Annotated in this window: 25 protein-coding genes and 1 riboswitch; of the genes, 14 read left to right on the plus strand and 11 right to left on the minus strand. The window is 60.5% G+C overall.

Translation table 11 applies throughout. The features are described from left to right. Positions 1-35 precede the first annotated feature (35 nt). The 4 genes from NK667_RS20310 to rpoE form a co-directional block, all read right to left on the minus strand. Entirely contained in the window at positions 36-1,460 is a 1,425-nt protein-coding gene (locus NK667_RS20310) for a DegQ family serine endoprotease (protein WP_054615865.1), read from the minus strand. Positions 1,461-1,706: 246 nt separating this feature from the next. Continuing rightward, positions 1,707-2,666, minus strand: coding sequence for a MucB/RseB C-terminal domain-containing protein (locus NK667_RS20315; RefSeq protein WP_054046717.1), 960 nt, complete (start codon positions 2,664-2,666; stop codon positions 1,707-1,709). Positions 2,667-2,674: 8 nt separating this feature from the next. Further along, positions 2,675-3,262 carry a sigma-E factor negative regulatory protein gene (locus NK667_RS20320; protein WP_054046719.1) on the minus strand — a complete coding sequence of 196 codons (588 nt, stop codon included), beginning with the start codon at positions 3,260-3,262 and terminating at the stop codon, positions 2,675-2,677. A 30-nt stretch (positions 3,263-3,292) separates the two neighbouring features. Then, complete coding sequence (gene rpoE / locus NK667_RS20325) at positions 3,293-3,874, minus strand: RNA polymerase sigma factor RpoE/AlgU (protein WP_007944079.1); 582 nt, start codon at positions 3,872-3,874, stop codon at positions 3,293-3,295. A gap of 559 nt (positions 3,875-4,433) precedes the next feature. On the opposite strand from rpoE, the gene nadB reads away from it, so the two are divergent. Beyond that, the gene (gene nadB, locus NK667_RS20330) at positions 4,434-6,050 is read left to right on the plus strand and encodes an L-aspartate oxidase (protein WP_054615866.1); all 1,617 of its coding nucleotides are present in this window, start codon (positions 4,434-4,436) and stop codon (positions 6,048-6,050) included. Here nadB and NK667_RS20335 read toward each other — a convergent pair. Together NK667_RS20335 and NK667_RS20340 are read right to left on the minus strand one after the other, a co-directional pair. Next, a complete protein-coding gene (locus NK667_RS20335; RefSeq protein ID WP_054615867.1) occupies positions 6,019-6,471 on the minus strand; it encodes a protein YgfX in 453 nt (150 codons plus the stop codon). The genes nadB and NK667_RS20335 overlap by 32 nt on opposite strands. After that, positions 6,455-6,709, minus strand: coding sequence for an FAD assembly factor SdhE (locus tag NK667_RS20340; RefSeq protein WP_007944081.1), 255 nt, complete (start codon positions 6,707-6,709; stop codon positions 6,455-6,457). The genes NK667_RS20335 and NK667_RS20340 overlap by 17 nt, the downstream gene beginning before the upstream one ends. Positions 6,710-6,857: 148 nt before the next feature. Here NK667_RS20340 and ygfZ point away from each other — a divergent pair, with 148 nt between their 5' ends. Continuing rightward, entirely contained in the window at positions 6,858-7,799 is a 942-nt protein-coding gene (gene ygfZ, locus NK667_RS20345; protein WP_054615868.1) for a CAF17-like 4Fe-4S cluster assembly/insertion protein YgfZ, read from the plus strand. Positions 7,800-7,835: 36 nt separating this feature from the next. Continuing rightward, positions 7,836-8,657: an HDOD domain-containing protein gene (locus NK667_RS20350; protein WP_054046727.1), complete on the plus strand. Its 822-nt coding sequence runs from the start codon at positions 7,836-7,838 to the stop codon at positions 8,655-8,657. A gap of 158 nt (positions 8,658-8,815) precedes the next feature. On the opposite strand, the gene NK667_RS20355 is transcribed toward NK667_RS20350, so the two are convergent. Beyond that, a complete protein-coding gene (locus tag NK667_RS20355; protein ID WP_054046729.1) occupies positions 8,816-10,204 on the minus strand; it encodes a sensor histidine kinase in 1,389 nt (462 codons plus the stop codon). Next, positions 10,197-10,868, minus strand: coding sequence for a response regulator (locus NK667_RS20360; RefSeq protein WP_054046730.1), 672 nt, complete (start codon positions 10,866-10,868; stop codon positions 10,197-10,199). Before NK667_RS20360 ends, NK667_RS20355 begins: the two co-directional genes overlap by 8 nt. A 390-nt stretch (positions 10,869-11,258) precedes the next feature. Between NK667_RS20360 and NK667_RS20365 the strand changes: the two genes are divergently transcribed. The 4 genes from NK667_RS20365 to NK667_RS20380 are packed head-to-tail and all read left to right on the plus strand — an operon-like array spanning position 11,259 to position 15,294. Further along, a complete protein-coding gene (locus tag NK667_RS20365) occupies positions 11,259-12,236 on the plus strand; it encodes a Bug family tripartite tricarboxylate transporter substrate binding protein (RefSeq protein ID WP_054615870.1) in 978 nt (325 codons plus the stop codon). A 59-nt stretch (positions 12,237-12,295) separates the two neighbouring features. Then, positions 12,296-12,754 (plus strand): tripartite tricarboxylate transporter TctB family protein, encoded by a 459-nt coding sequence (locus NK667_RS20370; protein ID WP_054615871.1) that lies wholly within the window; start codon positions 12,296-12,298, stop codon positions 12,752-12,754. Position 12,755: 1 nt separating this feature from the next. Next, a complete protein-coding gene (locus tag NK667_RS20375) occupies positions 12,756-14,270 on the plus strand; it encodes a tripartite tricarboxylate transporter permease (protein ID WP_054046736.1) in 1,515 nt (504 codons plus the stop codon). Further along, entirely contained in the window at positions 14,263-15,294 is a 1,032-nt protein-coding gene (locus NK667_RS20380) for an AbrB family transcriptional regulator (RefSeq protein WP_054615872.1), read from the plus strand. Before NK667_RS20375 ends, NK667_RS20380 begins: the two co-directional genes overlap by 8 nt. A gap of 111 nt (positions 15,295-15,405) precedes the next feature. On the opposite strand, the gene ung is transcribed toward NK667_RS20380, so the two are convergent. After that, positions 15,406-16,098: a uracil-DNA glycosylase gene (gene ung, locus NK667_RS20385; RefSeq protein ID WP_054047698.1), complete on the minus strand. Its 693-nt coding sequence runs from the start codon at positions 16,096-16,098 to the stop codon at positions 15,406-15,408. Positions 16,099-16,230: 132 nt separating this feature from the next. Here ung and NK667_RS20390 point away from each other — a divergent pair, with 132 nt between their 5' ends. Further along, positions 16,231-17,343, plus strand: coding sequence for an enoyl-CoA hydratase/isomerase family protein (locus NK667_RS20390; protein WP_054615873.1), 1,113 nt, complete (start codon positions 16,231-16,233; stop codon positions 17,341-17,343). Between the two features lie 63 nt (positions 17,344-17,406). Here the strand turns inward: NK667_RS20390 and NK667_RS20395 are convergent, their stop codons facing one another. Both NK667_RS20395 and NK667_RS20400 read right to left on the minus strand, forming a co-directional pair. Further along, positions 17,407-17,814, minus strand: a complete 408-nt coding sequence (locus NK667_RS20395; RefSeq protein WP_083471354.1) for a hypothetical protein — start codon at positions 17,812-17,814, stop codon at positions 17,407-17,409. A gap of 202 nt (positions 17,815-18,016) precedes the next feature. After that, positions 18,017-18,283 (minus strand): hypothetical protein, encoded by a 267-nt coding sequence (locus NK667_RS20400; protein WP_054615875.1) that lies wholly within the window; start codon positions 18,281-18,283, stop codon positions 18,017-18,019. A 273-nt stretch (positions 18,284-18,556) separates the two neighbouring features. Next, a riboswitch (guanidine-I (ykkC/yxkD leader) is annotated at positions 18,557-18,657 on the plus strand. Between the two features lie 63 nt (positions 18,658-18,720). Here NK667_RS20400 and NK667_RS20405 point away from each other — a divergent pair. The 6 genes from NK667_RS20405 to uca all read left to right on the plus strand — a co-directional run bounded on the left by NK667_RS20405 (position 18,721) and on the right by uca (position 26,747). Beyond that, positions 18,721-19,788: a putative urea ABC transporter substrate-binding protein gene (locus NK667_RS20405; RefSeq protein WP_054615876.1), complete on the plus strand. Its 1,068-nt coding sequence runs from the start codon at positions 18,721-18,723 to the stop codon at positions 19,786-19,788. Between the two features lie 16 nt (positions 19,789-19,804). Then, positions 19,805-20,620, plus strand: coding sequence for an ABC transporter permease (locus NK667_RS20410; protein ID WP_054615877.1), 816 nt, complete (start codon positions 19,805-19,807; stop codon positions 20,618-20,620). Further along, positions 20,617-21,405, plus strand: coding sequence for an ABC transporter ATP-binding protein (locus tag NK667_RS20415; protein WP_054615878.1), 789 nt, complete (start codon positions 20,617-20,619; stop codon positions 21,403-21,405). Before NK667_RS20410 ends, NK667_RS20415 begins: the two co-directional genes overlap by 4 nt. 13 nt (positions 21,406-21,418) lie before the next feature. Then, positions 21,419-22,144, plus strand: coding sequence for an urea amidolyase associated protein UAAP1 (locus tag NK667_RS20420; protein ID WP_054615879.1), 726 nt, complete (start codon positions 21,419-21,421; stop codon positions 22,142-22,144). 11 nt (positions 22,145-22,155) lie between these two features. Next, positions 22,156-22,797: an urea amidolyase associated protein UAAP2 gene (locus NK667_RS20425; protein WP_054615880.1), complete on the plus strand. Its 642-nt coding sequence runs from the start codon at positions 22,156-22,158 to the stop codon at positions 22,795-22,797. 308 nt (positions 22,798-23,105) lie between these two features. Beyond that, positions 23,106-26,747 (plus strand): urea carboxylase, encoded by a 3,642-nt coding sequence (gene uca / locus NK667_RS20430; protein WP_054615881.1) that lies wholly within the window; start codon positions 23,106-23,108, stop codon positions 26,745-26,747. Positions 26,748-26,771 lie beyond the last annotated feature (24 nt).

Genomic DNA, 26,771 nt, shown 5'->3' on the forward strand with positions numbered 1-26,771 from the left:
TTTCGAGGCGGTTTTTTATTCAGCCAACAACCGGTTTATTCAGCCAGTTTGAAGGTGATGAAGCTGGCACGACCTTGACGCAGAACCCGCATCGACACCGAGCGGTTCTTAGGCAATGCCTTGGCGATCTCGGAGAACTCCTTGGAGGAGCCAATCGCCTGGTTGTTCAGATGAGTAATGACGTCGCCAGGCTGCAAGCCAATCAGCGAAGCAGGACCGTCCTGAACATCCTTGATCACCACACCACCCTTGAGGTCGTAGGTTTTCTTCTGTTCATCAGTCAGCTCGGTCACGGAAACACCCAAGCGGTTGCTGCTGCCCTCGACACCGGATTTCGGCGCGCCGTCCAGCTCCTTGCCTTCTTCCGGGATCGCACCGACGGTCAGCTCGACATTCTTGCGCTTGCCCTCGCGGATCACTTCAAGATTGGCCTTGGAGCCTGCCTTGAGCGCGCCGACCAGATGCGGCAGATCAGCAGACATGACGATCGGTTGACCGTTCATGCTCAGGATCACGTCACCAACCTGCAGGCCACCCTTGGCTGCCGGGCCGTCATCCTGGATCTGAGCCACCAGCGCACCGGCCGGTTTATCCAGGCCGAACGATTCAGCCAGGTCCTTGTTCACTTCCTGAATCACCACGCCCAGCCAGCCACGGCTGACTTTGCCGCCACTTTTCAGCTGATTGGAGACGTCCATGGCCACGTCAATCGGGATCGCGAACGACACGCCCATGAAGCCGCCGGAACGGGTGTAGATCTGCGAGTTGATCCCGACCACTTCACCGTTCAGGTTGAACAGCGGACCACCGGAGTTGCCCGGGTTGATCGGCACGTCGGTCTGGATGAACGGGACATAGTTTTCGTTTGGCAGGCTGCGACCGATGGCGCTGACGATGCCTTGGGTCACGGTGTGGTCAAAGCCGAACGGCGAACCGATGGCAACAACCCATTGGCCGGCCTTCAGGTCCTGGGATTTGCCGAGTTTCAGAACCGGCAGGTCCTTGCCTTCGATTTTCAGCAGCGCCACGTCGGAACGCGGGTCAGTGCCGATCAGTTTGGCTTTCAATTCACTGCGGTCAGCCAGACGGACAAGAATTTCGTCGGCGTCGGCGATGACGTGGTTGTTGGTCAGGATGTAGCCATCAGGCGAGATGATGAAACCCGAGCCCAGGGATGTGGCTTCGCGCTGACGATCACCACGGGGAGACCGCTGTTGCGGCATGCCGCGTTCGAAGAACTCGCGTAGCGCTGGCGGCAAGCCTTCAAGATCCGGCATCTGGCCCGACACTTTGCGATCCGGAAGTTTTTGCGTGGTGCTGATGTTCACCACCGCAGGCGAAGCCTGTTCGACCAATTGCGTAAAGTCAGGCAATTCGGCCGCTTGGGCAGGGACCGCCTGACCGAGCACTAGCACGGTGGCAAAAATGGAAAGATAAGACTTCAAGCGTGGTATCGACATACGGCTCCCGTTACGACGAGCATGGTTAAGCGATATGGAGCAAGGAACACCGGGAACGATACGCCGGTATTTTTGTTCCGGGAACAACAAACAAGGCCAGAGCCGAGAGGCTCTGACCTATAGAAAAATTCAGGGGTATTTGCAAATGAAAATGCTCACCAAACATTTCGACATCTCAACGGCGGGATAGGCATTACTGACCTCTCGCACAATCAAATCGCCGATCCATGAGCATCGTAATTCAGCTCACTGTTTGGCCGTAGCAGCATTGTTGCGCATGGACAGCGCAATCCGTTCGGCGGTACCGATGGGAATTTCACCGACTACGGTGACCATCATCTCGCCTTGGGGTGTGGTCAAGCGTCGGGAAACGGCAACGGTCGGACCCAACTGGGTACGCGTATCGGTGACCGTAGCGCCATTCAGCGGCTCAAGGAACACCGAGAAGCGAGCCAGGCCGTCGTCGTACATCAAACTGCTGACTTGGGTTTTAGTCTCGGGGTCTTTGCGCGAGGAGCTGCTACTGAGTTCGAAACCTGGCGGCAGCCAGTCCGAATGCCAGACCTCGGCGGTTTTCACAGCCGTAGCCTTGTCAGTGTCGAGAGTGAGCGCCTTGCAATCAGGACCTGCCTGCAAATCTCTGTCCGACGGGACATCGGCGGTATCCAGTTGCGTGAACTGGAAGCGCTCGAGCAACTGCCCTTTGTCATTGAGCAGCAATGACTTCAGGGGCAAGCCCGTTTCTTTGTCCAGATGTAATTCAAAACCGTAACGATGCTGATCGCGTGGCGTCAGTGACACGATCACTGCCGCACGCCCAGCCACACGCGACTTGCCGATGACGGCAAGGTCGTACCAATTCTTGAGCTTTTGTGGATCGAGTGCACGAGCGGCAGAGTTGGGAGAGTCCCCCAGCCCTGCGATCAGGGTGCCGCTAACGCATTGAGTATGTCCATCAATGCGCACGACTTCCTGTGCCGAGCCGTCGAGCTGGAGTAAACGCTCGCGGACTTTGCCATCCTGGACGCGGTGCCAGATGTTATGGGTAGAAAAACTACCGTTACGCTCGTAAACAAAAGTGCCGTTAAAGCTTTGCTGTTGCTCGGCCTGGCCCAGACGTGTCAACCAGTCCTGGGCTTCGTCGGCGTGGGCTGGAACAATGAACCAGCCACCGAGCAGAAGCGTAAGTAAAGGTATGGCGCGCATGATCCTCCTTAGCGGTTTTCCAGGCTTGCTGCACGAGCGTAAGGCAGAGCGCTTTCAGTGCCTTTCAGTGCAGCCTGTTGAGCATGTTGGCGCAAGTAGCTTGGCAGACGCTGATCGTGCCAGCCCGGCTGACCTTGCAATACGCCGTTGGCCATAGGACCAGTGGCTTCCGAACTCTCACTATAGCCTGCTAATACAGCTGGACCCTTGACCTGTGGAGCGGCCAGAGTGGACTGCGTGGATTGCTGAGCCAGTTCGACCCCGGCAATTTCGTCCTGGTTGTAAAGACGAACACCCGCCAGTACAGCGACGGTTACCGAAGCAGCGACGGCCAAACGACCCAGGCTGCGCCATGGACCACGAGATGCCTTGGCCGGGACGGCTTCATCTTCCAGCGCAGCAGAGACTGCCGCAGCGATGTCCAGACGTGGAAGCAACAGATCCTTATGCATGACTGCCCGAGCGATCTGGTAACGAGCCCAGGTTTCGCGGGTTTCAACATCGTCAAAGGCATTCAGTACCCGACGCAATTCCAGCTCGTCCGCTTCGTTATCCATCACTGCGGACAGCGATTCCTGCAGGGCTTCACGACTCATGGCGTTCCTCTCTTGGCTGTCGCCGCTGTCTCAGTTTTCCTGCAACAACGGCTGCAGGGCTTTATCGATGGCTTCCCGAGCCCGGAAAATCCGGGAGCGCACGGTACCCACCGGGCATTGCATGACGGCTGCAATGTCCTCGTAACTCAGACCATCGAATTCACGTAAAGTTAAGGCCGTACGCAAATCTTCTGGAAGTTGCTGGATGGTTCGATGGACGGTGCCTTCGATCTCATCCCGCAGCAATGCGCGTTCTGGCGACTCGAGATCCTTGAGGCCATGATCGCCGTCGTAGAACTCTGCGTCTTCGGAACTGACATCACTATCCGGCGGCCGACGGCCGCGTGAAACCAGATAGTTTTTCGCCGTGTTAATGGCGATGCGGTAAAGCCACGTGTAAAACGCGCTGTCTCCGCGGAAATTACCAAGTGCACGGTACGCCTTGATAAAGGCTTCCTGTGCGACATCCTGGGCTTCATGGGTGTCGTGCACGAAACGCACGATCAACCCGAGAATTTTGTGCTGATATTTCAGCACTAGCAGATCGAAAGCTCGCTTGTCGCCGCGTTGAACGCGCTCAACCAGCTGCTGATCCTCTTCCTGGGTTAGCATGAACACTCCTCGATAAGCTCGAAGGAGGCTTGCATAACTAAACGACCAGACTTGCAAACATAGACTCGGGCTTTTCGCAAAAGTTCTCCCCCTCCAAGCAAGTTTCCTGCGGGCTCTGATTTGGCACGCACGAAAAGCGCAGCTCGGGTTAACCCGGCTGCGCGAATAATCTTGTCATCGGATTCGCCGGCAAGGACCAAACCGCAGATCCCGCTCCGAAGCCGACACTGTCCCCTTGATTCGGGCAACCAGCTATTGATCTTGGGCCTTTGGCAAAAGTTCCAAATATTTATAGCCGGGTGCAACCGACATTGTGCAACCGTGGAGCGAAAAAGACTGTTAAATCCACGATACAGTCGTCTTGTCGCCGAACCGGCGAAAAAAACATCCGACGAAGCGTGCGGTCTATTCCGTCACAGTAGTTTCACAATGCCATGTAGGCCCGGCTATTGTGCCGATCCCCCCCTCTATATACTAGTGGGCTGTGTGGCTGCCTGACTCGCCGATCCAGGTGTCTTGCGCCAACCCCGACCCGGGTCGCTTTGAGCGGAATCCTGAAATGAGCCAACAGTTTCAACATGATGTCCTGGTGATTGGCAGCGGCGCTGCCGGCTTGAGCCTTGCGCTGACCCTGCCCGGTCACCTGCGCATCGCCGTATTGAGCAAAGGCGACCTCGCCAATGGCTCGACGTTCTGGGCCCAGGGCGGTGTCGCCGCTGTGCTGGATGACACCGATACCGTTGAGTCCCACGTTGATGACACCCTCAATGCCGGCGGCGGGCTGTGCCATGAAGACGCCGTGCGCTTCACCGTTGAGCACAGTAAAGAAGCCATCCAGTGGCTGATCGACCAAGGCGTCCCGTTTACCCGCGATGAACAGTCCGGCACTGAAGACGGCGGTTTCGAATTCCACCTGACCCGCGAAGGCGGCCACAGCCATCGGCGCATCATCCACGCCGCCGATGCCACCGGTGCGGCAATCTTCAGAACCTTGCTCGATCAGGCCAAGAAGCGCCCGAATATCGAACTGCTGGAACAGCGGGTCGCAGTCGACCTGATCACCGAAAAGCGCCTGGGCCTGCAAGGCGATCGCTGCCTCGGCGCCTACGTGCTCAATCGCGCCAGCGGCGAAGTCGACACCTACGGCGCGCGCTTTGTGATTCTCGCGTCCGGCGGTGCCGCCAAGGTCTACCTCTATACCAGCAACCCCGATGGCGCCTGCGGTGATGGCATCGCCATGGCCTGGCGTTCGGGTTGCCGGGTGGCGAACCTGGAGTTCAACCAGTTCCACCCCACCTGCCTGTATCACCCGCAGGCCAAGAGCTTCCTGATCACCGAAGCCCTGCGCGGCGAAGGCGCGCACTTGAAGCTGCCGAATGGCGAACGCTTCATGCAGCGCTTCGACCCACGAGCCGAACTGGCGCCACGGGACATCGTCGCCCGGGCTATCGACCACGAGATGAAGCGCCTGGGTATCGATTGCGTCTACCTGGACATCAGCCACAAGCCCGAAGCGTTTATCAAGACCCACTTCCCGACGGTGTATGAACGCTGCCTCGAGTTTTCCATCGACATCACCAAGCAACCGATCCCGGTGGTTCCCGCAGCGCACTACACTTGCGGCGGAGTGATGGTCGACCAGCAGGGCCGCACCGATGTGCCGGGGCTGTACGCCATTGGCGAAACCAGCTTCACCGGCTTGCACGGCGCCAACCGCATGGCCAGCAACTCGCTGCTGGAATGTTTCGTCTATGCGCGCTCGGCAGCGGCGGACATTCTCCAGCAGTTGCCGCAGGTGTCGATCCCGATCGCCCTGCCCGTCTGGGATGCGAGTCAGGTCACCGACTCTGACGAAGACGTGATCATTGCGCACAACTGGGATGAACTGCGGCGCTTTATGTGGGACTACGTCGGCATCGTACGCACCAACAAGCGCCTGCAACGGGCTCAGCACCGGGTGCGCCTGCTGCTGGACGAAATCGATGAGTTCTACAGCAACTATAAAGTCAGCCGGGACTTGATCGAATTGCGCAACCTGGCCCAGGTGGCCGAGTTGATGATCCAGTCAGCGATGGAACGCAAGGAAAGTCGCGGCCTGCATTACACCCTCGACTACCCGAACCTGTTGCCAGAAGCCCTGGACACTATTCTGGTGCCGCCCACCTACGTCGACTGAACGTCAAACGGACCCGCAGGCGTCGGTGCAGATCCGCCGCCTGCGAATCCCGAGGCACGCAAATCGTACTGACCCGCCGCTCGCCGCGCCGACGAAAGCGCAGCACCACGACCAACGGTAGCGCCAGGCTGTCCGGCCGCAACTGCACCGCTTGCCAACCCTGGGCCTGACTCCACAATTGCCAGCCATCGGCATCGCGGCGCAGGCCGCGAATTGCCTGAGGATGTGTCAGCAGAATCTGGCGCGGCAATGCCCAAAAACCGTGGGCCACGCACAGCAACATGCCGAGCGCGTAAGCCCAGGCCGGTATAGAAAGAAGAAACAACGAGCCCAGCGCGAACAGCTGGGCCAAACCGTAAGCCGCCAGCAACTGCCGCGAGGCATGCCAGCGGCATTCGAACGTGTTACTTGGGCTGGACACGATCCAGGATCATGCGAACCATGCGCTGAAGCTCCGGATCTTCGGATTCGGCGCGCTCCATGAACCAGCCGAACATGTCCTGATCTTCGCATTCGAGCAGCTTGCGGTAGCAGTCGCGGTCGACATCATTGAGGTGCGGATAGACCTCTTTCACGAACGGCACCAGCAACACGTCAAGCTCAAGCATGCCGCGGCGGCTGTGCCAGTAGAGGCGATTCAGTTCAACATCTTCGACCATGGAGCGCTCCTCAAATAGGCGGCAAGTATACAGCCCAAAGCCTGAGCGAACAGTCGGCTTTGGTCGGGCCTCCTGTCCTTTTGTGAACTACCCATTTCATGGGCGCCCCCTTATGATGTCCTCCAGACTCTTTACCCTGCGATGACCCATGGCCGATTCTGCTTTTTTCTGCACCCTGTCACACGAAGGCGTTCTCGCGGTTCGCGGCGCGGATGCCGGCAAATTCCTGCAGGGCCAATTGACCTGCAACCTCAACTACCTGAGCGACACCCAGGCCAGCCTCGGCGCCCGCTGCACCCAGAAGGGCCGGATGCAGTCGAGTTTCCGTATTTTGCTGCAAGGCGACGGCGTGCTCCTGGCCATGGCCAGCGAACTGCTGGAGCCGCAACTGGCGGACCTGAAAAAGTACGCGGTGTTCTCCAAATCCAAACTGACCGATGAAAGCGCCGCCTGGGTTCGCTTCGGCCTCGAGCATGGCGATGCGGCACTGCGCAGCCTCGGTCTTGAGTTGCCGGCAGACACCGACAGCGTTGCACGCAATGACGACCTGATCGCCATTCGCCTCTCGCCTGACCGCGCCGAACTGTGGGTCGCCGCCGAACAGGCCGACGCCATCAAGGGCAAGCTGTCCGCCCTGCTGGCCGAAGGCGACCTGAATCAATGGCTGCTGGGCCAGATCCGCGCAGGCATCGGCCAGGTCATGCCGAGCACCCGTGAGCTGTTCATCCCGCAGATGCTCAACCTGCAAGCGGTCGGCGGCGTGAGTTTCAAGAAGGGCTGCTACACCGGCCAGGAAATCGTCGCGCGGATGCAATACCTGGGCAAACTCAAGCGTCGCTTATACCGCTTGAAGCTGGACGGTAGTGAATTGCCGGAGCCCGGCACCCAGCTGTTTGCCCCGAGCCACAACAGTTCGATTGGCGAAGTGGTGATTGCCGCTCGCGGCGAGCAAAACATTGAACTCCTGGCCGTGCTGCAAGCCGAAGCAGCAGAGTCAGGCGACATCCACTTGGCGGCGCTCGAAGGCCCTGCCTTGCACTTGCTCGACCTGCCCTACGCACTGGATCGCGATAAAGAAATCCAGCGCTGAGCGCAGTATTTTTATGCAAGACCCTAGAGAACAGAAATGAGTGAGCTGGCGGATAAGGTCCAACAGGATTTGGTTGAGGCCATCGATAACGATGACCTGGTTCTGCCAACATTGCCGGAAGTGGCCCTGCAGATTCGCAAGGCCGCTGAAGATCCGGAAATCAGCGTTAGCACCCTGAGCAAAGTGATCGGTCGCGATACCGCGTTGTCGGCGCGCCTGATCAAAGTGGTCAACAGCCCGTTGCTGCGTGCGACTCAGGAAGTCACCGACCTGCACACCGCCATCACCCGGTTGGGCGTGAACTACAGCAGTAACCTGGCCATTGGTCTGGTGATGGAGCAGATTTTCCACGCCCGCTCCGAGGTGGTGGAACAGAAAATGCGCGATGTCTGGCGGAAAAGCCTCGAAATCGCCGGGATCAGCTACTCGCTGTGCCGCAGCTACACCCAACTCAAACCTGATCAGGCAGCGCTGGGCGGACTGGTGCATCAGATTGGTGTGTTGCCGATCCTGACCTACGCCGAAGATCACTATGAGCTGCTCTCGGACCCGGTCAGCCTCAATCATGTGATCGACCGCATTCATCCGCTGCTCGGCGATAAACTGCTCAGCGTCTGGGAGTTCCCAGAAATGCTGGTGAAACTGCCGGGGCAGTACCTCGATTTCAAGCGTGATTCCGCACGGGTCGATTATGTCGACGTGGTGCAGGTCGCCTGCCTGTATTGCCACAAAGACACTGACCATCCGCTGGCGCGTATCGACGCGTTCAATGTGCCGGCGTTCAAGAAGCTCGGGATTGATCCTGAGAACGAAGCGATGTGCAGGGATCTGGAAGAGTCGCGGTCGATGTTTTATTGATTGTGAACACAAGCAATTGTGGCGAGGGAGCTTGCTCCCGCTCGGCTGCGCAGCAGTCGTAATCGGATAACTCGGTTTGACAGAAATACAGTTGCGCATGGTTTTGGGGCTGCTTCGCAGCCCAGCGGGAGCAAGCTCCCTCGCCACAGGTCCTGTGTTCACTCCCCCGCAATAAAACTCACCCGAACCTTCAATCCCGCCCGCTCCCCGTCATGCAAACTGATCTGCGCCAAATGCGCGCGACAGATCTCGCCAACAATCGCCAACCCCAAACCTGATCCAGCCACCTGCTGATTACGCCGATAAAAGCGCTCGAACACCCGATCGCGCTCTTCCAAGGGAATGCCCGGCCCATCGTCCTCGACCTCCAGCACCGCCGGTGCCGTCACGCGCAGGATCACATTGCCCCCCGGCGGCGTGTGCGCCAAAGCGTTGTCCACCAGATTGCTCAGCAATTCGTTCAACAACGTCGGCTCGCCGCGCAGCCACACCGGTTCCTCGGCCTCCAGCGCCAGCGCCACGCCGCGAGCGTGAGCCAACGGCGCCATGGCCATGCCCAACTCCCGGGCCAATTGACTCAAGTCCAGCAACTGCGCGCCGCCCTCGGCAATCGCCCGCGCGCCGTTTTCGACCCGGGCCAGCGACAGCAGCTGATTGGCCAGGTGCGTCAGGCGATCCGTGCCCTGGGCGGCGGTTTCCAGGGTGCTGCGCCAGGTTTGTGGCTCGCTGGAGCGCAAGCCCAATTCGAGGCGCGCCTTGAGCGCCGCCAGCGGCGTGCGCAATTCATGCGCGGCATCGGCAATGAACTGCGCCTGACGCTCGAACTGCCCGCGCAAACGCTCGGTAAAGTGATTGAGCGCCCGCACCAGCGGCCACAATTCATGCTGCACTTCCACCAGTGGCAAAGGACGCAAGTCGTCCGATTGCCGCTCCTCCACCGCCGTGCGCAGACGCTCCAGCGGACGCAGCGCCGCACTGACCGCGAACCAGACCAACAGCAACGCGCCAATCGCCAACATGCCCAGTCGCAGCAACGTATCCGCCGCCAGACTGCGGGCCATGCTGACCCGCGCCTCATCGGTCTCCGCGACACGGATTTCCGCCATGCCATTCATGTTCGGTTCGCTCACCGGTTTGAGCAGACTCACCACGCGCACGTTCTGCCCGCGATAAACGGCGTTGTAGAAACGCGCCAGCGCCGGATAGTCATCGGTGCGCGGCGTGCCCGGCGGTGGCGGCGGAAGATTTTCGTAACCGGAGATCAGGTTCTGGTGGATGTCGTTGACCAGATAAAAGATGCGCCCGGCGCTGTCGTAGGCAAAGGTGTCGAGCGCCACGTAAGGCACGTCGGCGCTGAGGGTACCGTCGCGCTGGGAAACCCCGGCGGCAATGGTCCGCGCCGAGGCCAGCAAGGTGCGGTCGTAAGCGGTGTCGGCGGCTTCGCGACCGTTCCAGTACGCGCTCAAACCACTGGCCAACATCAACACCACCAGCAACGACGCCAGGTTCCACAGCAACCGCCATCGCAGGCTGCTGGGCTTATGCATCGCGGCTTTCCAGCAAATAACCGAGGCCGCGGAAGGTCACGATCGCCACCGGTTGGCCGTCGAGTTTTTTGCGCAGGCGGTGGACGTAGATTTCGATGGCGTCGGGGCTGGCTTCTTCATCCAGACCAAACACCTGGGAAGCCAGTTGCTCCTTGCTCATCACCCGACCGGGACGCGCGATCAGTGCTTCAAGCACCGCTTGCTCGCGAGAAGTCAGCGTCAGTAATTCTTCGCCGAGGGTGAAGCGCCGGGTGTCCAGGTCATAGGCCAGCACGCCGCAACGTTGCTGACGCTCGCCACCCAACACGCTGCGCCGCAGCAAGGCTTTGACCCGGGCTTCAAGTTCGGTCAGTTCAAACGGTTTCGCCAGGTAATCATCGGCGCCCAGATTCAGGCCATGAACCCGGTCCTTGACGTCGCTGCGGGCGGTCAGCATCAACACCGGCAGGTTCTTGCCCCGGGCCCGCAGGCGCGCCAGCACTTCGAAACCATCCATGCGCGGCAGGCCGACGTCGAGGATCGCCATGGCGTATTCCTCGCTGCTCAAGGCCAGGTCGGCCGCCACGCCGTCGTGCAAAACATCCACGGTCAACCCGGTGCTCTTGAGCGCCTGGGCGACACTTTCGGCGAGCTGCAGATGGTCTTCGACGAGCAGGACACGCATGGATATTCACCTCATTCAGGGATGGTCGACGCCATTCTTTGGCGCGGAGTTTACATCCGCATCCGCCGCTGTGAAGCCCGATAACCGTGAAAGTCAGCTGAAAGGTTAGTGAAAGGTTCGACCGTTAGAGTCGGCCACGGATGGTTTCGACTGCCGGCCATCGAATCGTGCTTTGAAATGTAGCTCCCGAAAAACGCCTTGATGCGTTTTCGCCAATAAGAACAATAACGAGGTACTGCACCATGCTGTCCATACAGCTCCAGATTTGCCCGCCCCACCCCTTTTCCCGATCCCTATCGTTTACGCTTGCCCGCGCGCTGACCGGCTGCGCGACGCGGAACTGCCGCTTCTGAAACATCCCCAAAAACAATAACTCCCGTGGAGACACTTATGAATCGATCACTGCGCCGTTTCGCCCTTGCCGCCAGTTGCATGCTGTTCGCCGGCCACCTCATGGCCGAGCCCAAGCGCCCGGAATGCATCGCCCCGGCCTCCCCCGGCGGCGGTTTCGACCTGACCTGCAAACTGGCGCAAAGCGCGTTGGTGAATGAAAAGCTGCTGACCAAACCGATGCGCGTGACCTACATGCCCGGCGGTGTCGGCGCGGTGGCGTATAACGCGGTAGTCGCCCAGCGTCCGGCCGATGCCGGCACGTTGGTGGCGTGGTCCAGCGGTTCGCTGTTGAACCTGGCCCAGGGCAAGTTCGGGCGTTTCGATGAGACCAACGTGCGTTGGTTGGCAGCGGTCGGTACCAGCTACGGCGCAATCGCGGTGAAAAGCGATTCGCCTTACAAGACCCTCGACGATCTCGTTCAAGCATTGAAGAAAGATCCGAGCAAAGTGGTGATCGGTTCCGGCGGCACCGTCGGCAGCCAGGACTGGATGCAAACCGCGCTGATCGCCAAGGCTGCCGGGATCAACCCGCGTGACCTGCGTTACGTCGCCCTCGAAGGCGGCGGTGAAATCGCCACCGCCCTGCTCGGCGGTCACATCCAGGTCGGCAGCACGGATATTTCCGACTCCATGCCGCACATCCAGAGTGGCGACATGCGTCTGTTGGCGGTGTTCTCCGAGAAGCGTCTGGACGAGCCGGAAATGAAGGACATCCCGACCGCGAAAGAGCAAGGCTACGACATCGTCTGGCCAGTGGTTCGCGGCTTCTACCTCGGGCCAAAAGTCAGCGACGAAGACTACGCCTGGTGGAAAGACGCTTTCGACAAACTGCTGGCGTCCGACGAGTTCGCCAAGCTGCGCGATCAGCGTGAGCTGTTCCCGTTCGCCATGACCGGCCCCGAGCTGGACACCTACGTGAAGAAGCAAGTCGCGGATTACAAAGTGCTGGCCAAAGAGTTCGGCCTGATCCAGTGATCGTCTCTGTCTAGCGGCTGCGGCCTCGCTTGCGCGGGGTCGCGGCCCAGGAGTTCCTCATGCTCTTACAACGCATCTTTGCTTCGGTGCTGCTGGCGATCTGTGTCGGCCTGGCGCTGATGGCATGGCCGTATCAAGCGGCTTTTTCCTACGAACCCGTGGGGCCTCGGGCCTTTCCGCTGTTGATGCTCGGGCTGATGGGCCTGGGGTTGCTGTACATGCTGTTTCGCCCGACGCCGATCGTGCACAGCGATGACGACCCGAAACTCGACCGCGAAACCCTGAACAAAATCGGCATCTGCATCGTCTTGCTGCTGATCTTCGCCGGACTGTTCGAACCGTTGGGCTTCATTCTCAGCAGCATCCTGATCGGCATCCCGATGGCGCGCCTGTACGGCGGTCGCTGGGTGCCCAGCATCGTCGTTACCACGCTGATGAGCATTGGTCTCTACCTGCTGTTCGACAAGTTGATGGACGTGCCGCTGCCCCTGGGCCTGCTCGACGTTCTGGAGAACTGATATGGATACTTTTGGCTATTTGGGCCAGGGTTTCGGCGTCGCGCTGAGCCCGTACAACCTGGTGACCGCACTCTGCGGCACGCTGATCGGCACCGTCGTCGGCCTGCTGCCGGGCCTGGGCCCGATCAACGGCGTGGCGCTGTTGATCCCGATTGCCTTCGCTCTGGGTCTGCCGCCGGAATCGGCGCTGATCCTGCTGGCGGCGGTGTACCTGGGTTGCGAATATGGCGGGCGGATCAGCTCGATCCTGCTGAACATTCCGGGCGAAGCTTCCACTGTAATGACCACCCTCGACGGTTACCCGATGGCCCGCAAAGGCCTGGCCGGTGTGGCGTTGTCGCTGTCGGCATGGAGTTCGTTTATCGGCGCGTTCATCGCCACTTGCGGCATGGTGCTGTTCGCCCCGCTGCTGGCGAAATGGGCGATTGCCTTCGGACCCGCGGAATATTTCGTGTTGATGGTGTTCGCGATTGTCTGCCTCGGCGGCATGGCCGGTGATCGTCCGCTGAAGACCTTTATCGCAGCGCTGATCGGCCTGTTCCTGTCGAGCGTCGGGATCGATGCCAACAGCGGCGTGTATCGATTCACCGGGGACAACATCCACCTGACTGACGGCATTCAGTTCGTCGTGTTGGTACTGGGCCTGTTCTCCATCAGCGAAATCCTCCTGCTGCTGGAGAAAACCCATCGCGGCCAGGAAGCGGTGAAAGCCACCGGCCGGATGATGTTCAACTTCAAGGAAGCGTCTTCGGTGTTCGTGGTGAACATCCGTTGCGGCCTGTTGGGCTTCATCATGGGCGTGTTGCCAGGTGCCGGCGCAACCCTCGCCAGCGCCGTGGCGTACATGACCGAGAAACGCATCGCGGGTGCCAAAGGTACGTTCGGCCAAGGTGATATGCGCGGCCTCGCGGCACCGGAAACCGCGATCGGCGCGTCGGCCTGTGGCGCACTGGTGCCGATGCTGACCCTCGGCGTTCCGGGTTCGGGCACCACGGCGGTGATGATCGGCGCGCTGTCGCTGTACAACATCACGCCGGGCCCGCTGCTCTTCCAACAGCAGCCGGACATCGTCTGGGGCCTGATCGCCTCGTTGTTCGTCGCCAACATCATGCTGGTGATCCTCAACATCCCGATGATCCGCATCTTCACCCGCATCCTCGCCGTGCCGAACTGGGCGCTGGTGCCGGTGATCGCGATCATTACCGGGATCGGCGTCTACGCCGTGCACGCCACCACCTTCGACCTGTTCCTGATGGTCGGCATCGGTATCTTCGGCTACATCCTGCGCAAACTGGACTTCCCGTTGTCGCCGGTATTGCTCGGGTTCATCCTCGGTGGCTTGATGGAGCAGAACCTGCGGCGCGCCCTGTCGATTTCCAACGGTGCACTGGAAATCCTCTGGTCGAGCCCGATCACGTTTGGTGTCTGGGTGCTGACTGCGCTTATGCTTCTGATGCCGATCCTGCGGATCTGGCGTAAACGTTCGGTTGCGAGGCGCGCTATTGCCGATGTCTGATCGTCCCTTCAAAACCTGGTGGGGAACACCGCTGGTCGGCCTGCTCGGCGGTTACCTCGCCAGCCAGGTCGGCTGGCCGCTGCCGTGGATGGTCGGCTCGTTGCTGGCGATCATCCTGGTACGCTGCCTGACGCCATGGCAATTGGCGGAAATCCCTGGCGGGCGCAAATGCGGCCAGTGGATCGTCGGCATCGGCATCGGCCTGCACTTCACCCCGGTGGTGATGGAGCAGGTGTTGAGCCACTTCGGTTTGATCTTCTTCGGCGCGTTGGTCACCAGCCTGTCCAGTGTGGTCGGCGTCTGGTTGATGCGGCGCACCGGGGAGGACCGCGCCACCGCATTCTTCTCCAGCATGCCGGGCGGTTCCGGCGAGATGGTCAACCTCGGCGCGCGTAATGGCGCGGTGCTCAGCCGGGTCGCGGCGGGGCAAAGTCTGCGGGTGCTGGTGGTGGTGTTGTGCGTGCCGGCAGCGTTCAAGTATTTGCTGGGGGACGGCACGCCGATCTCGCATGCCACGGCGGTTGATTGGCGTTGGCTGGCGATTCTATTCCCGGCGGGCGCCCTGCTCGCCTGGGTCTGGCAGCGCTTGCGTCAGCCCAATCCGTGGCTGTTCGGGCCGTTGCTGGTGAGCGCGGCGGTGAGTATCGGTTGGGATTTGCACATCGGTTTGCCCAACGGCGGCAGCCAGATTGGCCAATGGCTGATCGGCAGTGGCTTGGGCTGTCACTTCAATCGGCAGTTCTTCCGGCGTGCACCGTCCTTTATGGGGCGGACATTGATTGGCACAGTTCTGACCATGTTGATCGCCACGGCGGCGGCGCTGGGGTTGAGTGCGCTGACCCATCTGGATTTGCGTTCGCTGACATTGGGCATGATGCCCGGCGGGATTGCGGAGATGAGTTTGACGGCGGAGACCCTGCAATTGTCGGTTCCGCTGGTGACGGCAATGCAGGTGATGCGGCTGTTGTTTGTGTTGTTTCTGGCGGAGCCGTTGTTCAAGTATTGGAACAAAATGCCGGAATAAGACCGAGGCGCCTGCTTCGCGAGCAAGCCGGCTCCCACATTGGATTTGTGAACACCACAAATCCAATGTGGGAGCGGGCTTGCTCGCGAAGGGGCCCTGACGGTCAGCGCATCAAACCGGCGGCAACCGCCACTCGATCGGCGTCTCGCCATTCTGTTCCAGAAACTTGTTGGTCCGACTGAAGTGCCCGCAACCGAGGAAGCCGCGATAGGCGGACAACGGCGACGGGTGCACCGAGGTCAACACCAGATGCTTGGTCGCATCGATCAGCTTCTGTTTGCTCTGGGCATGCGCGCCCCACAGCATGAACACCAAGTGCGGCTGATGCGCGCTGACCACCTCGATGATCCGATCAGTAAAGAACTGCCAGCCCTTGTCCTTGTGCGCATTGGCATTCGCGCGCTCGACGGTCATGGTGGTGTTGATCATCAGCACGCCCTGGTCGGCCCAACTTTGCAGGTAGCCGTGGCTCGGGATGTCGATGTTCAGGTCGCGCTTCAACTCTTTATAGATGTTCACCAGCGACGGCGGCGCCGGCACGCCCGGCTGCACCGAGAAGCACAAGCCATGCGCCTGTCCCGGGCCGTGATACGGGTCCTGGCCAAGAATCACGACTTTGACCTTGTCCAGCGGCGTCGAGTTGAGCGCGTTGAAAATCATCGGACCTGGCGGATAGATTTCCTTGCCGGCCGCGCGCTCCTGTTGCAGGAATGAACGCAACTCTGCCATGTAGGGCTGGTCGAATTCGTCACGCAGCGCTTCCTTCCAGCTCGGTTCGAGTTTGATACGGTCGTCAGCAGTCATGGTCATACCCGGCAAAAACAATGGGGCGAACCCTAGGAAAGCTGGGCAGGCTTGTCAATTGATCTGACACAGAACCGGCACTTTCCTGCAATGCGATCATACTGAACGCTCAAATTCCCGATCGAGGTCACGATGAATCTGCACTTCGAAGAACTCACCGGCACCGACGGCGCCCGCATCGGCATCGCCAGCCTGGATGCCGAAAAGTCGTTGAATGCCCTCTCCTTGCCGATGATCAACGCCCTGCGCGACCAGATGGACGCCTGGGCCAAGGATCCGCAAATCGTCTGCGTTTTGTTGCGCGGCAACGGCGCCAAGGCCTTCTGCGCCGGTGGCGAAGTGCGCAGCCTGGTGGAAGCCTGTCGCCAACATCCCGGGGAAGTGCCGCCCCTGGCCGCGCAGTTCTTCGCGGCGGAATATCGCCTGGACTTCAAGTTGCACACCTACCCCAAACCGCTGATCTGCTGGGGCCACGGTTACGTCCTCGGCGGCGGCATGGGCCTGCTGCAAGGCGCGAGCATCCGGATTGTCACGCCAAGCAGCCGTCTGGCGATGCCGGAGATCAGCATCGGTTTGTACCCGGACGTCGGCGCCAGCTGGTTCCTGTCGCGGCTGCCCGGCAAGCTCGGGTTGTTCCTCGGCCTGACCGGCGCGCACATGAATGCCCGGGATGCGATCGATCTGGACCTGGCTGATCGCTTCCTGCTCGAAGAACAGCAGGAAGAACTGATCGAAGGCCTGCTGCAACTGAACTGGCAGGAACAGACCTCGATGCAGCTCAACAGCCTGCTCAAGGCCTTGCAGCAAGAAGCCGTCGCACAGATGCCCGAAGCGCAATGGTTGCCGCGCCGCCAGCAGATCGACGAATTGCTTGATGTCAGCGACGTGCGTTGCGCCTGGAAAGCCATCAGCCATTTGCGCGATTCCACTGATCCGCTGCTCAGCCGCGCCGCGAAAACCATGACTGAGGGTTCGCCGGTGACCGCTCATCTGGTCTGGGAGCAAATCGCCCGGGCCCGGCATTTGTCGCTGGCCGAGGTTTTTCAGATGGAATACACCCTGAGCCTTAACTGCTGCCGTCACCCGGAATTCAGCGAAGGCGTGCGGGCGCGGTTGATCGACAAGGATCAAAAACCGCACTGGCACTGGCCGGACATCAATAATGTGCCGGATGCAGTGGTGGAGGCGCATTTCCATAAGGTCTGGGAAGGACGGCATCCGTTGGCGGATTTGTCGGATTACTGAAATCCGGGCACAAAAAAAGCGGCGCTTAATGCGCCGCTTTTTTGTTGCTGGCTGTTGGAAATATCAGCGGTGACCACCCCGGCCTCCGCGACCGTCGCTACCATCGCCACGTCCACCCCGATGATCGCGTCCATCGTGACCACGGGAGTTGTCCCAGTTGCCCCGATTGCGGCCATCCCAACCGCCTCGGTCATGTCCTTGCCAGCCACGGTTGTGGGACTGGTAGTAGCGCGGTTGCGCCTGGTAATAACGCGGCGCCGAGTAATAACGTGGAGCCGGCTGATAGTAACGCGGTGCTGGTTGGTAATAGCGTGGAGCCGAGTAGTAGCTGCCACCGCCCGAGTAGTAAGCCGGCGCGGGGGACGAGTAGACCTCAGAACTGTAGTAGCTGCCTCCATCTCCGTAGGAATAGGGAACGCATGCACCAAGGGAAAAACTCAACACGACCAGCAGTAGAATTCGGCGATACATGGCGGCCTCCTGGACCGCGAGTAGCCACACCAGCGACGCTGGCAGGCGACAGCCAATTGTTGGCGACTGTCGAAAGATCAGACATCGATTTCGGAATCTGGTGCGTTCTTGAAACACATTGATACAAGTCGCCGATGAAAGGTTTTTCATCTTCGCCCTAAAAAAAACGGCGCTTCCTTTCAGTGGAAGCGCCGTCGTGATTTTAATGGCGACCGTAACGGCCACCACCGTGGTAATAACACGGTCCGTGACCGCCGTAATAGCCGTGGCCACCGTAGTAATAGTAGCGATAGCGCCCGTAATACCGGGGGTAGGAATAGCCGTAGTAATAAGGCGAGTAGTAATAACCGGGGTAGTAATACGGCGTTGCGTAGATGTCGGCGGTGCCAGCGTAGTAGTAGCAACCCGACAGACCCAAGCCCAGCACCCCGCCCAGCAATAATCGACGAAGCCATTTTTGATAAACCATGGCGGCCTCCTGAAAGACCCGCGACAGCAGTCGGCACTGGCCGACTCACACCTGGTTTGACTGTGAAACCTTGATCAAGTGCGCGATGGCAAAAACCTTCGGATCAGCGGCCCATTGCGGTGCGCCGGCGCACCATGACAAGGCAATCACACGCCCTAATCCACTAGCCAGTCGGCGTCATCCCCCAGCCCAGACGCCTCGCAGCGACTTGGCACGGCTCTCGCTTTAGTAAAGGCGTGCAGGAGTCATCACAGGTTCGCGGCACCACAATTTGCAATGGCTGACTAGGGTTCCGGCTCGCTTAGGCGAGTGGCTGGTCCGAGAGTTGGCGACCTCCAGTTGAGGTTACACGGCGGGACAAAAGCCCGGGAGACAAGCCACCGTTCGCGGTGCCGCGTTGACTCCTGCCCGCCCTTGATCAACTGGAGAACCATCCCATGACCCGACTTCGTTTACCCGCCCTGCTTGCCGCCGCATTCGCCGCCCTCGTCAGCGTCTCGTCCCACGCCGCCCAGAAAGATCACTTCAGTGTGTGCTGGACTATCTACGCCGGTTGGATGCCCTGGGAATACGCCGGCAGCCAAGGCATCGTCGACAAATGGGCGAAGAAGTACGGCATCAAGATCGATGTGGTGCAGCTCAACGACTACGTCGAATCCATCAACCAGTACACCGCCGGCCAGTTCGACGGTTGCACCATGACCAACATGGATGCGCTGACCATTCCGGCGGCCGGTGGCGTCGACAGCACCGCGCTGATCGTCAGCGACTTCTCCAACGGCAACGACGGCATCGTGCTCAAAGGCGAAGGCAAGAAAGTCGCCGACCTCAAGGGCATGGACGTCAATCTCGTCGAACTCTCGGTTTCCCACTACCTGCTGGCCCGCGCGCTCGATTCGGTCGATCTCACCGAGAAAGACCTGAAAGTGGTCAACACCTCCGACGCCGACATCTCGGCCGCTTTCAACACCGATCAGGTCAACGCCGTCACCACCTGGAACCCGATGCTCTCGGACATCAAGGCCAAACCCGGCGTGACTGAAGTCTTCAACTCCAGCCAGGTGCCCGGCGAAATCATGGACATGATGGTGGTCAACAGCGCCACCCTCAAAGACAACCCGGCGCTGGGCAAAGCGCTGACCGGCGCCTGGTTTGAAGTGGTCGAGTTGATGAACGCCAAGAACGCCGCGAGCAAAGCCGCCCTCGAACACATGGCCAAAGCCTCGGGCACCGACCTGGCCGGGTTCCAGTCGCAACTCGACACCACCAAGTTGTTCGCCACGCCTAAAGAAGCCTTGGCATTTTCCACCAGCAAGCAATTGCCGGAAACCATGCGCAAAGTCGCCGAGTTTTCCTTCCAGCACGGTTTGCTGGGTGAAGGCGCCAAGGACACCAGCGCCGTCGGCATGGCGTTCGCCAATGGCGTGACCAGTGGCGACAAAGGCAACCTCAAGCTGCGCTTCGATCCGAGTTACGTGCAGATGGCCGCCGACGCCAAGCTGTAAACAGGAGGACCTGGCCATGCGCCTGATCAATCGCCACCCGGATCGCCCGAGTCGCTTGCTGTTGGTGATCTTGCCGTTCGCCCTGGTGCTGCTCGCCTACTTCCTGGGCTCGGCCGAGCGGCTGACGGACAACCCTAACGACAAGTTGCTGCCCAGCGCCGTGCAAATGACCGACGCGGTGAAACGCCTGGCTTTCGTTGCCGACAGCCGCACCGGCGATTACCTGCTCTGGCAAGACAGCGCCTCCAGCCTGCGTCGGCTGGCCATCGGTCTCGGCATCAGCGCGCTGGCCGGGTTGTGCCTGGGCATGGCGGCCGGCACCTTGCCGCTGTTTGGCGCGCCGTTGTCGCCTCTGCTGACGGTGTTGTCGATGGTGCCGCCGCTGGCGATCCTGCCGATTCTGTTCATCGTCTTCGGCCTGGGCGAGTTGTCGAAAGTGATGCTGATCGTGATCGGCATCACCCCGGCGCTGGCCCGTGACCTGGAACAACGCGCCCGGGAAATCCCCGTCGAGTTGCTGATCAAGGCCCAGACGTTGGGCGCTTCGACCTGGACCTTGATGCTGCGGGTGGTGCTGCCGCAATTGCTGCCACGGCTGTTGATCTCGTTGCGGCTGATGCTCGGTTCGGCGTGGCTGTTCCTGATCGCCGCCGAAGCCATCGCGTCCACCGACGGCCTCGGCTACCGGATTTTCCTGGTGCGCCGCTATTTGGCGATGGATGTGATTTTGCCTTACGTGGTCTGGATCACCCTGCTCGCCTGGCTGATGGATTGGGGTTTGAAGCGTCTGACTCAGCGTGCGTTCCCTTGGTATGAAGGAGCCCGCGCATGAGCTTTATCACGGTGAAAAACGTCTGGCAGCAGTACGCCGATCAAGTGGTGCTCGAAGGCTTGAATCTGAACGTCAATGAAGGTGAGTTTTGTACCTTGGTCGGCGCTTCAGGTTGTGGCAAATCGACCTTCCTGCGCTTGCTGCTGGGTCAGGAAAAAGCCAGTCGCGGCGAGATCCTGCTCGACGGCCAGGCCCTGGCCGGCGAACCGGATTCGAGCCGTGGCGTGGTGTTCCAGCGCTACTCGGTGTTCCCTCATTTAACCGTGCTGGACAACGTCGCTCTCGGCCTCGAACTGCCGCGCTCGCCACTGCTTGGACGCCTGTTCGGCAACGCGAAAAAAGACGCCCGCGAACAGGCCTCGTTGCTGCTGCACAAAGTCGGCCTCGGCCACTCGCTGGACAAGTACCCGGCGCAGCTCTCCGGCGGCATGCAGCAACGATTGGCCATCGCCCAGGCGCTGATCATGAAGCCGCGCGTGTTGCTGCTCGACGAACCGTTCGGCGCCCTCGATCCGGGCATCCGCAAAGACATGCACGTCCTGCTGCTGGAGCTGTGGCGCGAGACGCAACTGACGGTGTTCATGGTCACCCATGACTTGTCCGAAGGTTTCAGCCTCGGCACCCGTTTGCTGGTGTTCGACAAGGTCCGCGTCGACCCGCACGCCCCCGGCGCCTATGGCGCACGCATCACCTACGACATCCCTTTGAACAGCGACCGCCGCGCCACTCGCGCCGCCGTCGATGCCTTGCCGGCTGAGCTGGCAGGCACGCTTCGTACCGCTTAAGAGGACTTTGCACATGACTGATTCGACCCAACTGTTCCCGCCCTTCGCCGAAGAAATGCTCCCCGGCGGCGGCCATCGCTCCTTCGTATTGAAACGCGGCCAATTGCTGCGCCTGACCGACCTGCGCGGCGGCGCCAACGTCAGCCTGACGCTGCTCAACGCCAACGAAAAAACCGAACGCCTGAACCTGCCCGACAGCCTCAAATGCCAACACACCGCCAAGCTCACCGCCGGCCATTGTTTGTACTCGGACATGGGCCGCGTATTGGCTGCGATCACCGCCGACACCTGCGGCTGGAGCGACAGCCTCGGCGGTGTGTTGTGCGCTGAAGAAGTCGCGGAAAAATACGGCGCCGGCCGCTATCAGGAACTGCGCAACGGCTTCTTCCGCAACGGCACCGACAACCTGTTGGTGGAGCTGGGCAAGCGGGGTCTGGGACTTTCGGATTTGCTGATGACGCTCAATTTGTTCAGCCGCGTGAATGTCGATGAGGCCGGGCGTTTCCACTTCGTCGAGGGCAACTCCAAGGCGGGCGACTACATCGAATTGTACGCACCGATGGACACTTTGGTGGTGCTCACCGCGTTGCAACATCCGATGGATCCGTCGCCGGAGTACGCACCGAAACCGCTGAAGCTGAGCTGGATGAACGCCGACGCCAGCGTCGCCGAACACTGCCGCACCTCGCGCCCGGAAAACGAGCGCGGCTTTATCAACACCGACCGTTTGTTCGCCTGAGGATCGCTGCCATGTCACTTGCCATCGCTACTGCAACCCAGCAGCCAGAAACCGCGATCTACCGCGCCACCATCCCCGCCGGCGAACCCTGGCTGATGGAGGTCAAGGCCGGCCAGACCTTGCGCATCCTCGACCTGGAAGGCAACCAAGCCATCGACACCTTGTTCTACAGCGTCGCCAACCCGAAGGAACGCTACGACGTGCAACGCACCCTGCGCCGGCAGAACAGCGTCTACCTGAGCACCGGCAGCGTGCTGTATTCCAACCTCGGCAAACCGATGCTGACCATCGTCGCCGACACTTGCGGGCGCCACGACACCCTCGGCGGCGCCTGCGCGCAAGAGAGCAACACCGTGCGTTACGCGCTGGAAAAACGCTACATGCACAGCTGCCGCGACAACTACCTGCGGGCCTGTGTGCATGACGGGCGATTGGGTAAAGGAGACATCGGGCCGAACATCAATTTCTTCATGAATGTGCCGGTTACCGCTGATGGTGGGCTGACCTTTGAAGACGGAATTTCGGCGCCGGGGAAATACGTGGATCTGCGGGCGGAGATGGATGTGATCGTGTTGATTTCCAACTGCCCGCAACTGAACAACCCGTGCAATGCATACAACCCGACACCTGCGGAGTTGCTGGTATGGAACTGACAATAGCGCGGTTGCGTAAGTGGTTGTTTGCCCTGTGCCAGGCGCGTTCCGGGCAGTGCCTCAAAAAGTAAGAACACCCTAAATCCAATGTGGGAGCGAGCCTGCTCGCGAAAGCGGTGCATCAGACGACATCAATGGTGGATGTGCTGACGCTTTCGCGAGCAGGCTCGCTCCCACAGGGGTTCGATGGTGTTTTTAAAGAGAAGTGATTTTGCCGTCGGGGACGACCCCGGCGCCTATCGAAAAACTGCGGGACGGCCCGCATCCCAGGTCGAGGCTGATGCGTTATCGCCTCCGGGGGTTTTGCCATGTTCGAAAAAGTCCTGATTGCCAACCGTGGCGCGATAGCCTGCCGCATCCTGCGCACCCTCGGTGAATTGCAGGTCCAGGGTGTCGCCGTCTATTCCGAAGCCGATGCCGCGAGCCTGCACATTCTGCAAGCCGATGAAGCCCACAGCCTCGGTGAAGGTGCCGCTGCCGGCACCTATCTGGCGGTGGATAAAATCCTCGCCATCGCCCAAGCCACCGGCGCCACGGCGATCCATCCCGGCTACGGTTTTCTCTCGGAAAACGCTGCCTTCGCTGAAGCTTGCGAAGCGGCCAACATTGCCTTTATCGGCCCGACGCCAGAGCAACTGCGGGTGTTCGGCCTCAAGCACACCGCCCGCGCCTTGGCTAAACAACACGGCGTGCCGATGCTCGAAGGCACCGAGCTGCTCGACAGCCTCGAGGCGGCGCTGATTGCCGGTGAACAAGTCGGCTATCCGGTAATGTTGAAAAGCACCGCCGGCGGTGGCGGCATCGGCATGCGCGTGTGCCGCAGCGCTGCCGAGTTGAGCGAGTCCTTTGAGGCGGTCAAACGCCTGGGCCAGAACAATTTCAGCGACGCCGGGGTGTTCATCGAGAAGTACATCCAGCGCGCGCGGCATCTGGAAGTGCAGGTGTTCGGCGACGGTCGCGGCGAGGTGATTGCCCTCGGCGTGCGCGACTGCTCAGTGCAGCGGCGCAACCAGAAAGTCCTCGAAGAAACCCCGGCGCCGAACCTGCCCGAGGGCATGGCGGAGGAGCTGTGCCTGGCAGCGATCAAACTCGCCAAAGCGGTGAATTACCGCAGCGCAGGGACTGTGGAATTTGTCTTCGACAGCGCAGACCAGCGCTTCTATTTCCTGGAAGTGAACACGCGTTTGCAGGTGGAGCACGGCGTCACCGAACAGGTGTGGAGCGTGGATCTGGTGCGCTGGATGATCGAGCTGGCGGCGGGTGATTTGCCGCCGCTGCATGAATTGAGTAGAGGTTTGAAAGCGCACGGTCATGCGATTCAGGCGCGGCTGTATGCCGAAGATCCAGGCCGGGATTTTCAACCAAGTCCGGGCCTGCTGACGGCGGTGAACTTCCCCGCCGCCGACGGCAAAAAACTGCGCATCGATACGTGGGTTGAAGCCGGTTGCGAGATCCCGCCGTACTTCGATCCGATGATTGCCAAGGTCATCAGTTGGGCGCCAACCCGCGATGAAGCGGCTGCCGATCTGCACCGGGTGTTGGGCGACAGCCTGCTCTACGGGGTGGAAACCAACCGCAATTATCTGCGGCAGATTGTGCTCGATGCGCCCTTCGCCAGCGGTCAGCCGTGGACGCGGTGCCTGGAAGGTCTGGTGTATCAGGCCAATACGTTTGAAGTGCTCAGCGCCGGTACGCAGACCAGCGTTCAGGATTATCCGGGGCGCGTCGGTTACTGGGCGGTCGGCGTGCCGCCATCGGGGCCGATGGACAGTCGGGCGTTGCGGTTGGGCAATCGCCTGCTCGGTAATGACGAAGGTTTGGCCGCGCTGGAAATCACCATGAGCGGGCCGTTGCTGCGCTTCAATTGCGAAGCGGTTGTGGCGGTGACCGGTGCTGTGATTCCGCTGACGTTGAATGGCGAAGCTGTGCCGATGAACACTGCGCTGTTGATTCCGGCAGCTTCTACGCTAAGCCTCGGCACCATCGCAGGCGCTGGCGCCCGCAGTTATTTGTGCCTGCGCGGCGGGTTGCAGGTGCCGGATTATCTGGGCAGCAAAAGTACCTTCACCCTTGGCCAGTTTGGCGGGCACGGCGGGCGGGCGCTGCGGGCCGGGGATGTGTTGCATGTGCCGGCGTTGAGTGATCGCAGCGTCGGGGCGCAACTATCTGAAGTCGCTGAGTTGCCTGCCGTGCGGCAGATTCGGGTGATCTACGGCCCGCATGGCGCGCCTGAGTACTTCACCGAAAACTACATCGGCACTTTCTTTGCGACGCAGTGGGAAGTGCATTTCAACTCCAGCCGCACCGGTGTGCGATTGATCGGGCCGAAGCCGGAATGGGTGCGGGCGGATGGTGGTGAGGCGGGTCTGCATCCGTCGAATATTCATGACAATCCGTATGCGATTGGGGCGGTGGATTTCACTGGGGATATGCCGGTGATCCTTGGGCCGGATGGTCCGAGCCTGGGTGGGTTTGTGTGTCCGGTGACGGTGATCGAGGCGGATCTTTGGCAGTTGGGGCAGCTTAAGGCTGGGGATAAGGTGCAGTTCCAACCGGTTGATCTCAAGACCGCCCGAACTCTCGCCCTGAAATGGGATGCCCCCTGTGGGAGCGGGCTTGCTCGCGAAAGCGGTGTATCAGACACATTAATATCGACTGACATGACGCCTTCGCGAGCAAGCCCGCTCCCACAGGGGGTTCAGTCGCCTGTGGTTTTGGATATTGGGCAGGACGATACGCGGCTGGTCGCGAGGTTGTCGGGGGACACTCATCTGCTGCTGGAAATCGGCGCCCCTGAGCTTGATCTTGTCCTGCGCTTCCGCGCCCACGCCCTGATGCAAGCCCTGGAAACCAAACACCTGCACGGCGTCATCGACCTGACGCCCGGCATCCGCTCCCTGCAGGTGCACTACCAACCCGAGCAACTGCCACTCACCGATCTACTCGGCATCATCGCCGGTGAATGGGACGCCGTGTGCGCCGCCAAGGACTTGCAAGTGCCGTCGCGCATCGTGCATCTGCCGCTGTCCTGGGACGACCCGGCGTGTCAGTTGGCGATCGAAAAATACATGACCACCGTGCGCAAGGACGCACCGTGGTGCCCGAGTAACCTGGAGTTCATCCGCCGCATCAACGACCTGCCGAACCTCGACGAAGTGCAGCGCACGGTGTTCGACGCCAGTTATCTGGTGATGGGTTTGGGCGACGTTTACCTCGGCGCACCGGTCGCCACCCCACTCGATCCGCGCCATCGCTTGGTGACAACCAAATACAACCCGGCGCGCACCTGGACCGCCGAGAATTCGGTGGGCATCGGTGGCGCGTACATGTGCGTGTACGGCATGGAAGGCCCCGGCGGTTATCAGTTCGTTGGCCGCACGTTGCAGATGTGGAATCGCTACCGCGAGGTCGCCGCGTTTGACGGCAAACCGTGGCTGCTAAGGTTCTTTGATCAGATTCGCTTCTACCCGGTGAGCGCCGATGAATTGCTGCGCATTCGCCGGGATTTTCCTCTCGGGCGCTTCGAGCTGAACATCGAGCACAGCCAGTTGAACCTGGCGGATTACCAAGGGTTTCTGGCCAAAGAAGCCGAGAGCATTGCCGCGTTTCGGGATCAGCAGAAAGGCGCGTTCAACGCCGAACGCGAACGCTGGATCGCCAGCGGCCAGGCGCATTTCGACAGCGAGGATCTGGTCCCCGAAACCACCGAAGACGCGCCGCTGGCCAGTGGTCAACAGAGTGTCGATAGCCACATCGCCGGCAACCTCTGGCAGGTGCAGGTTGAGACCGGCGCGCGGGTCGAGACCGGGGATGTGTTGGTGATTCTGGAGTCGATGAAGATGGAAATCCCGTTGCTCGCGCCGATGGCCGGAGTGGTGCGGGAGATTCGTGTGCAACCGGGTTCGGCGGTGCGCGCCGGGCAGCGGGTCGTGGTGCTGGACCTCGACTGAACTCATTTTGAAAAGGATCGAATC

It is taken from the genome of Pseudomonas nunensis (assembly GCF_024296925.1).
GTDB lineage: Bacteria > Pseudomonadota > Gammaproteobacteria > Pseudomonadales > Pseudomonadaceae > Aquipseudomonas > Aquipseudomonas nunensis.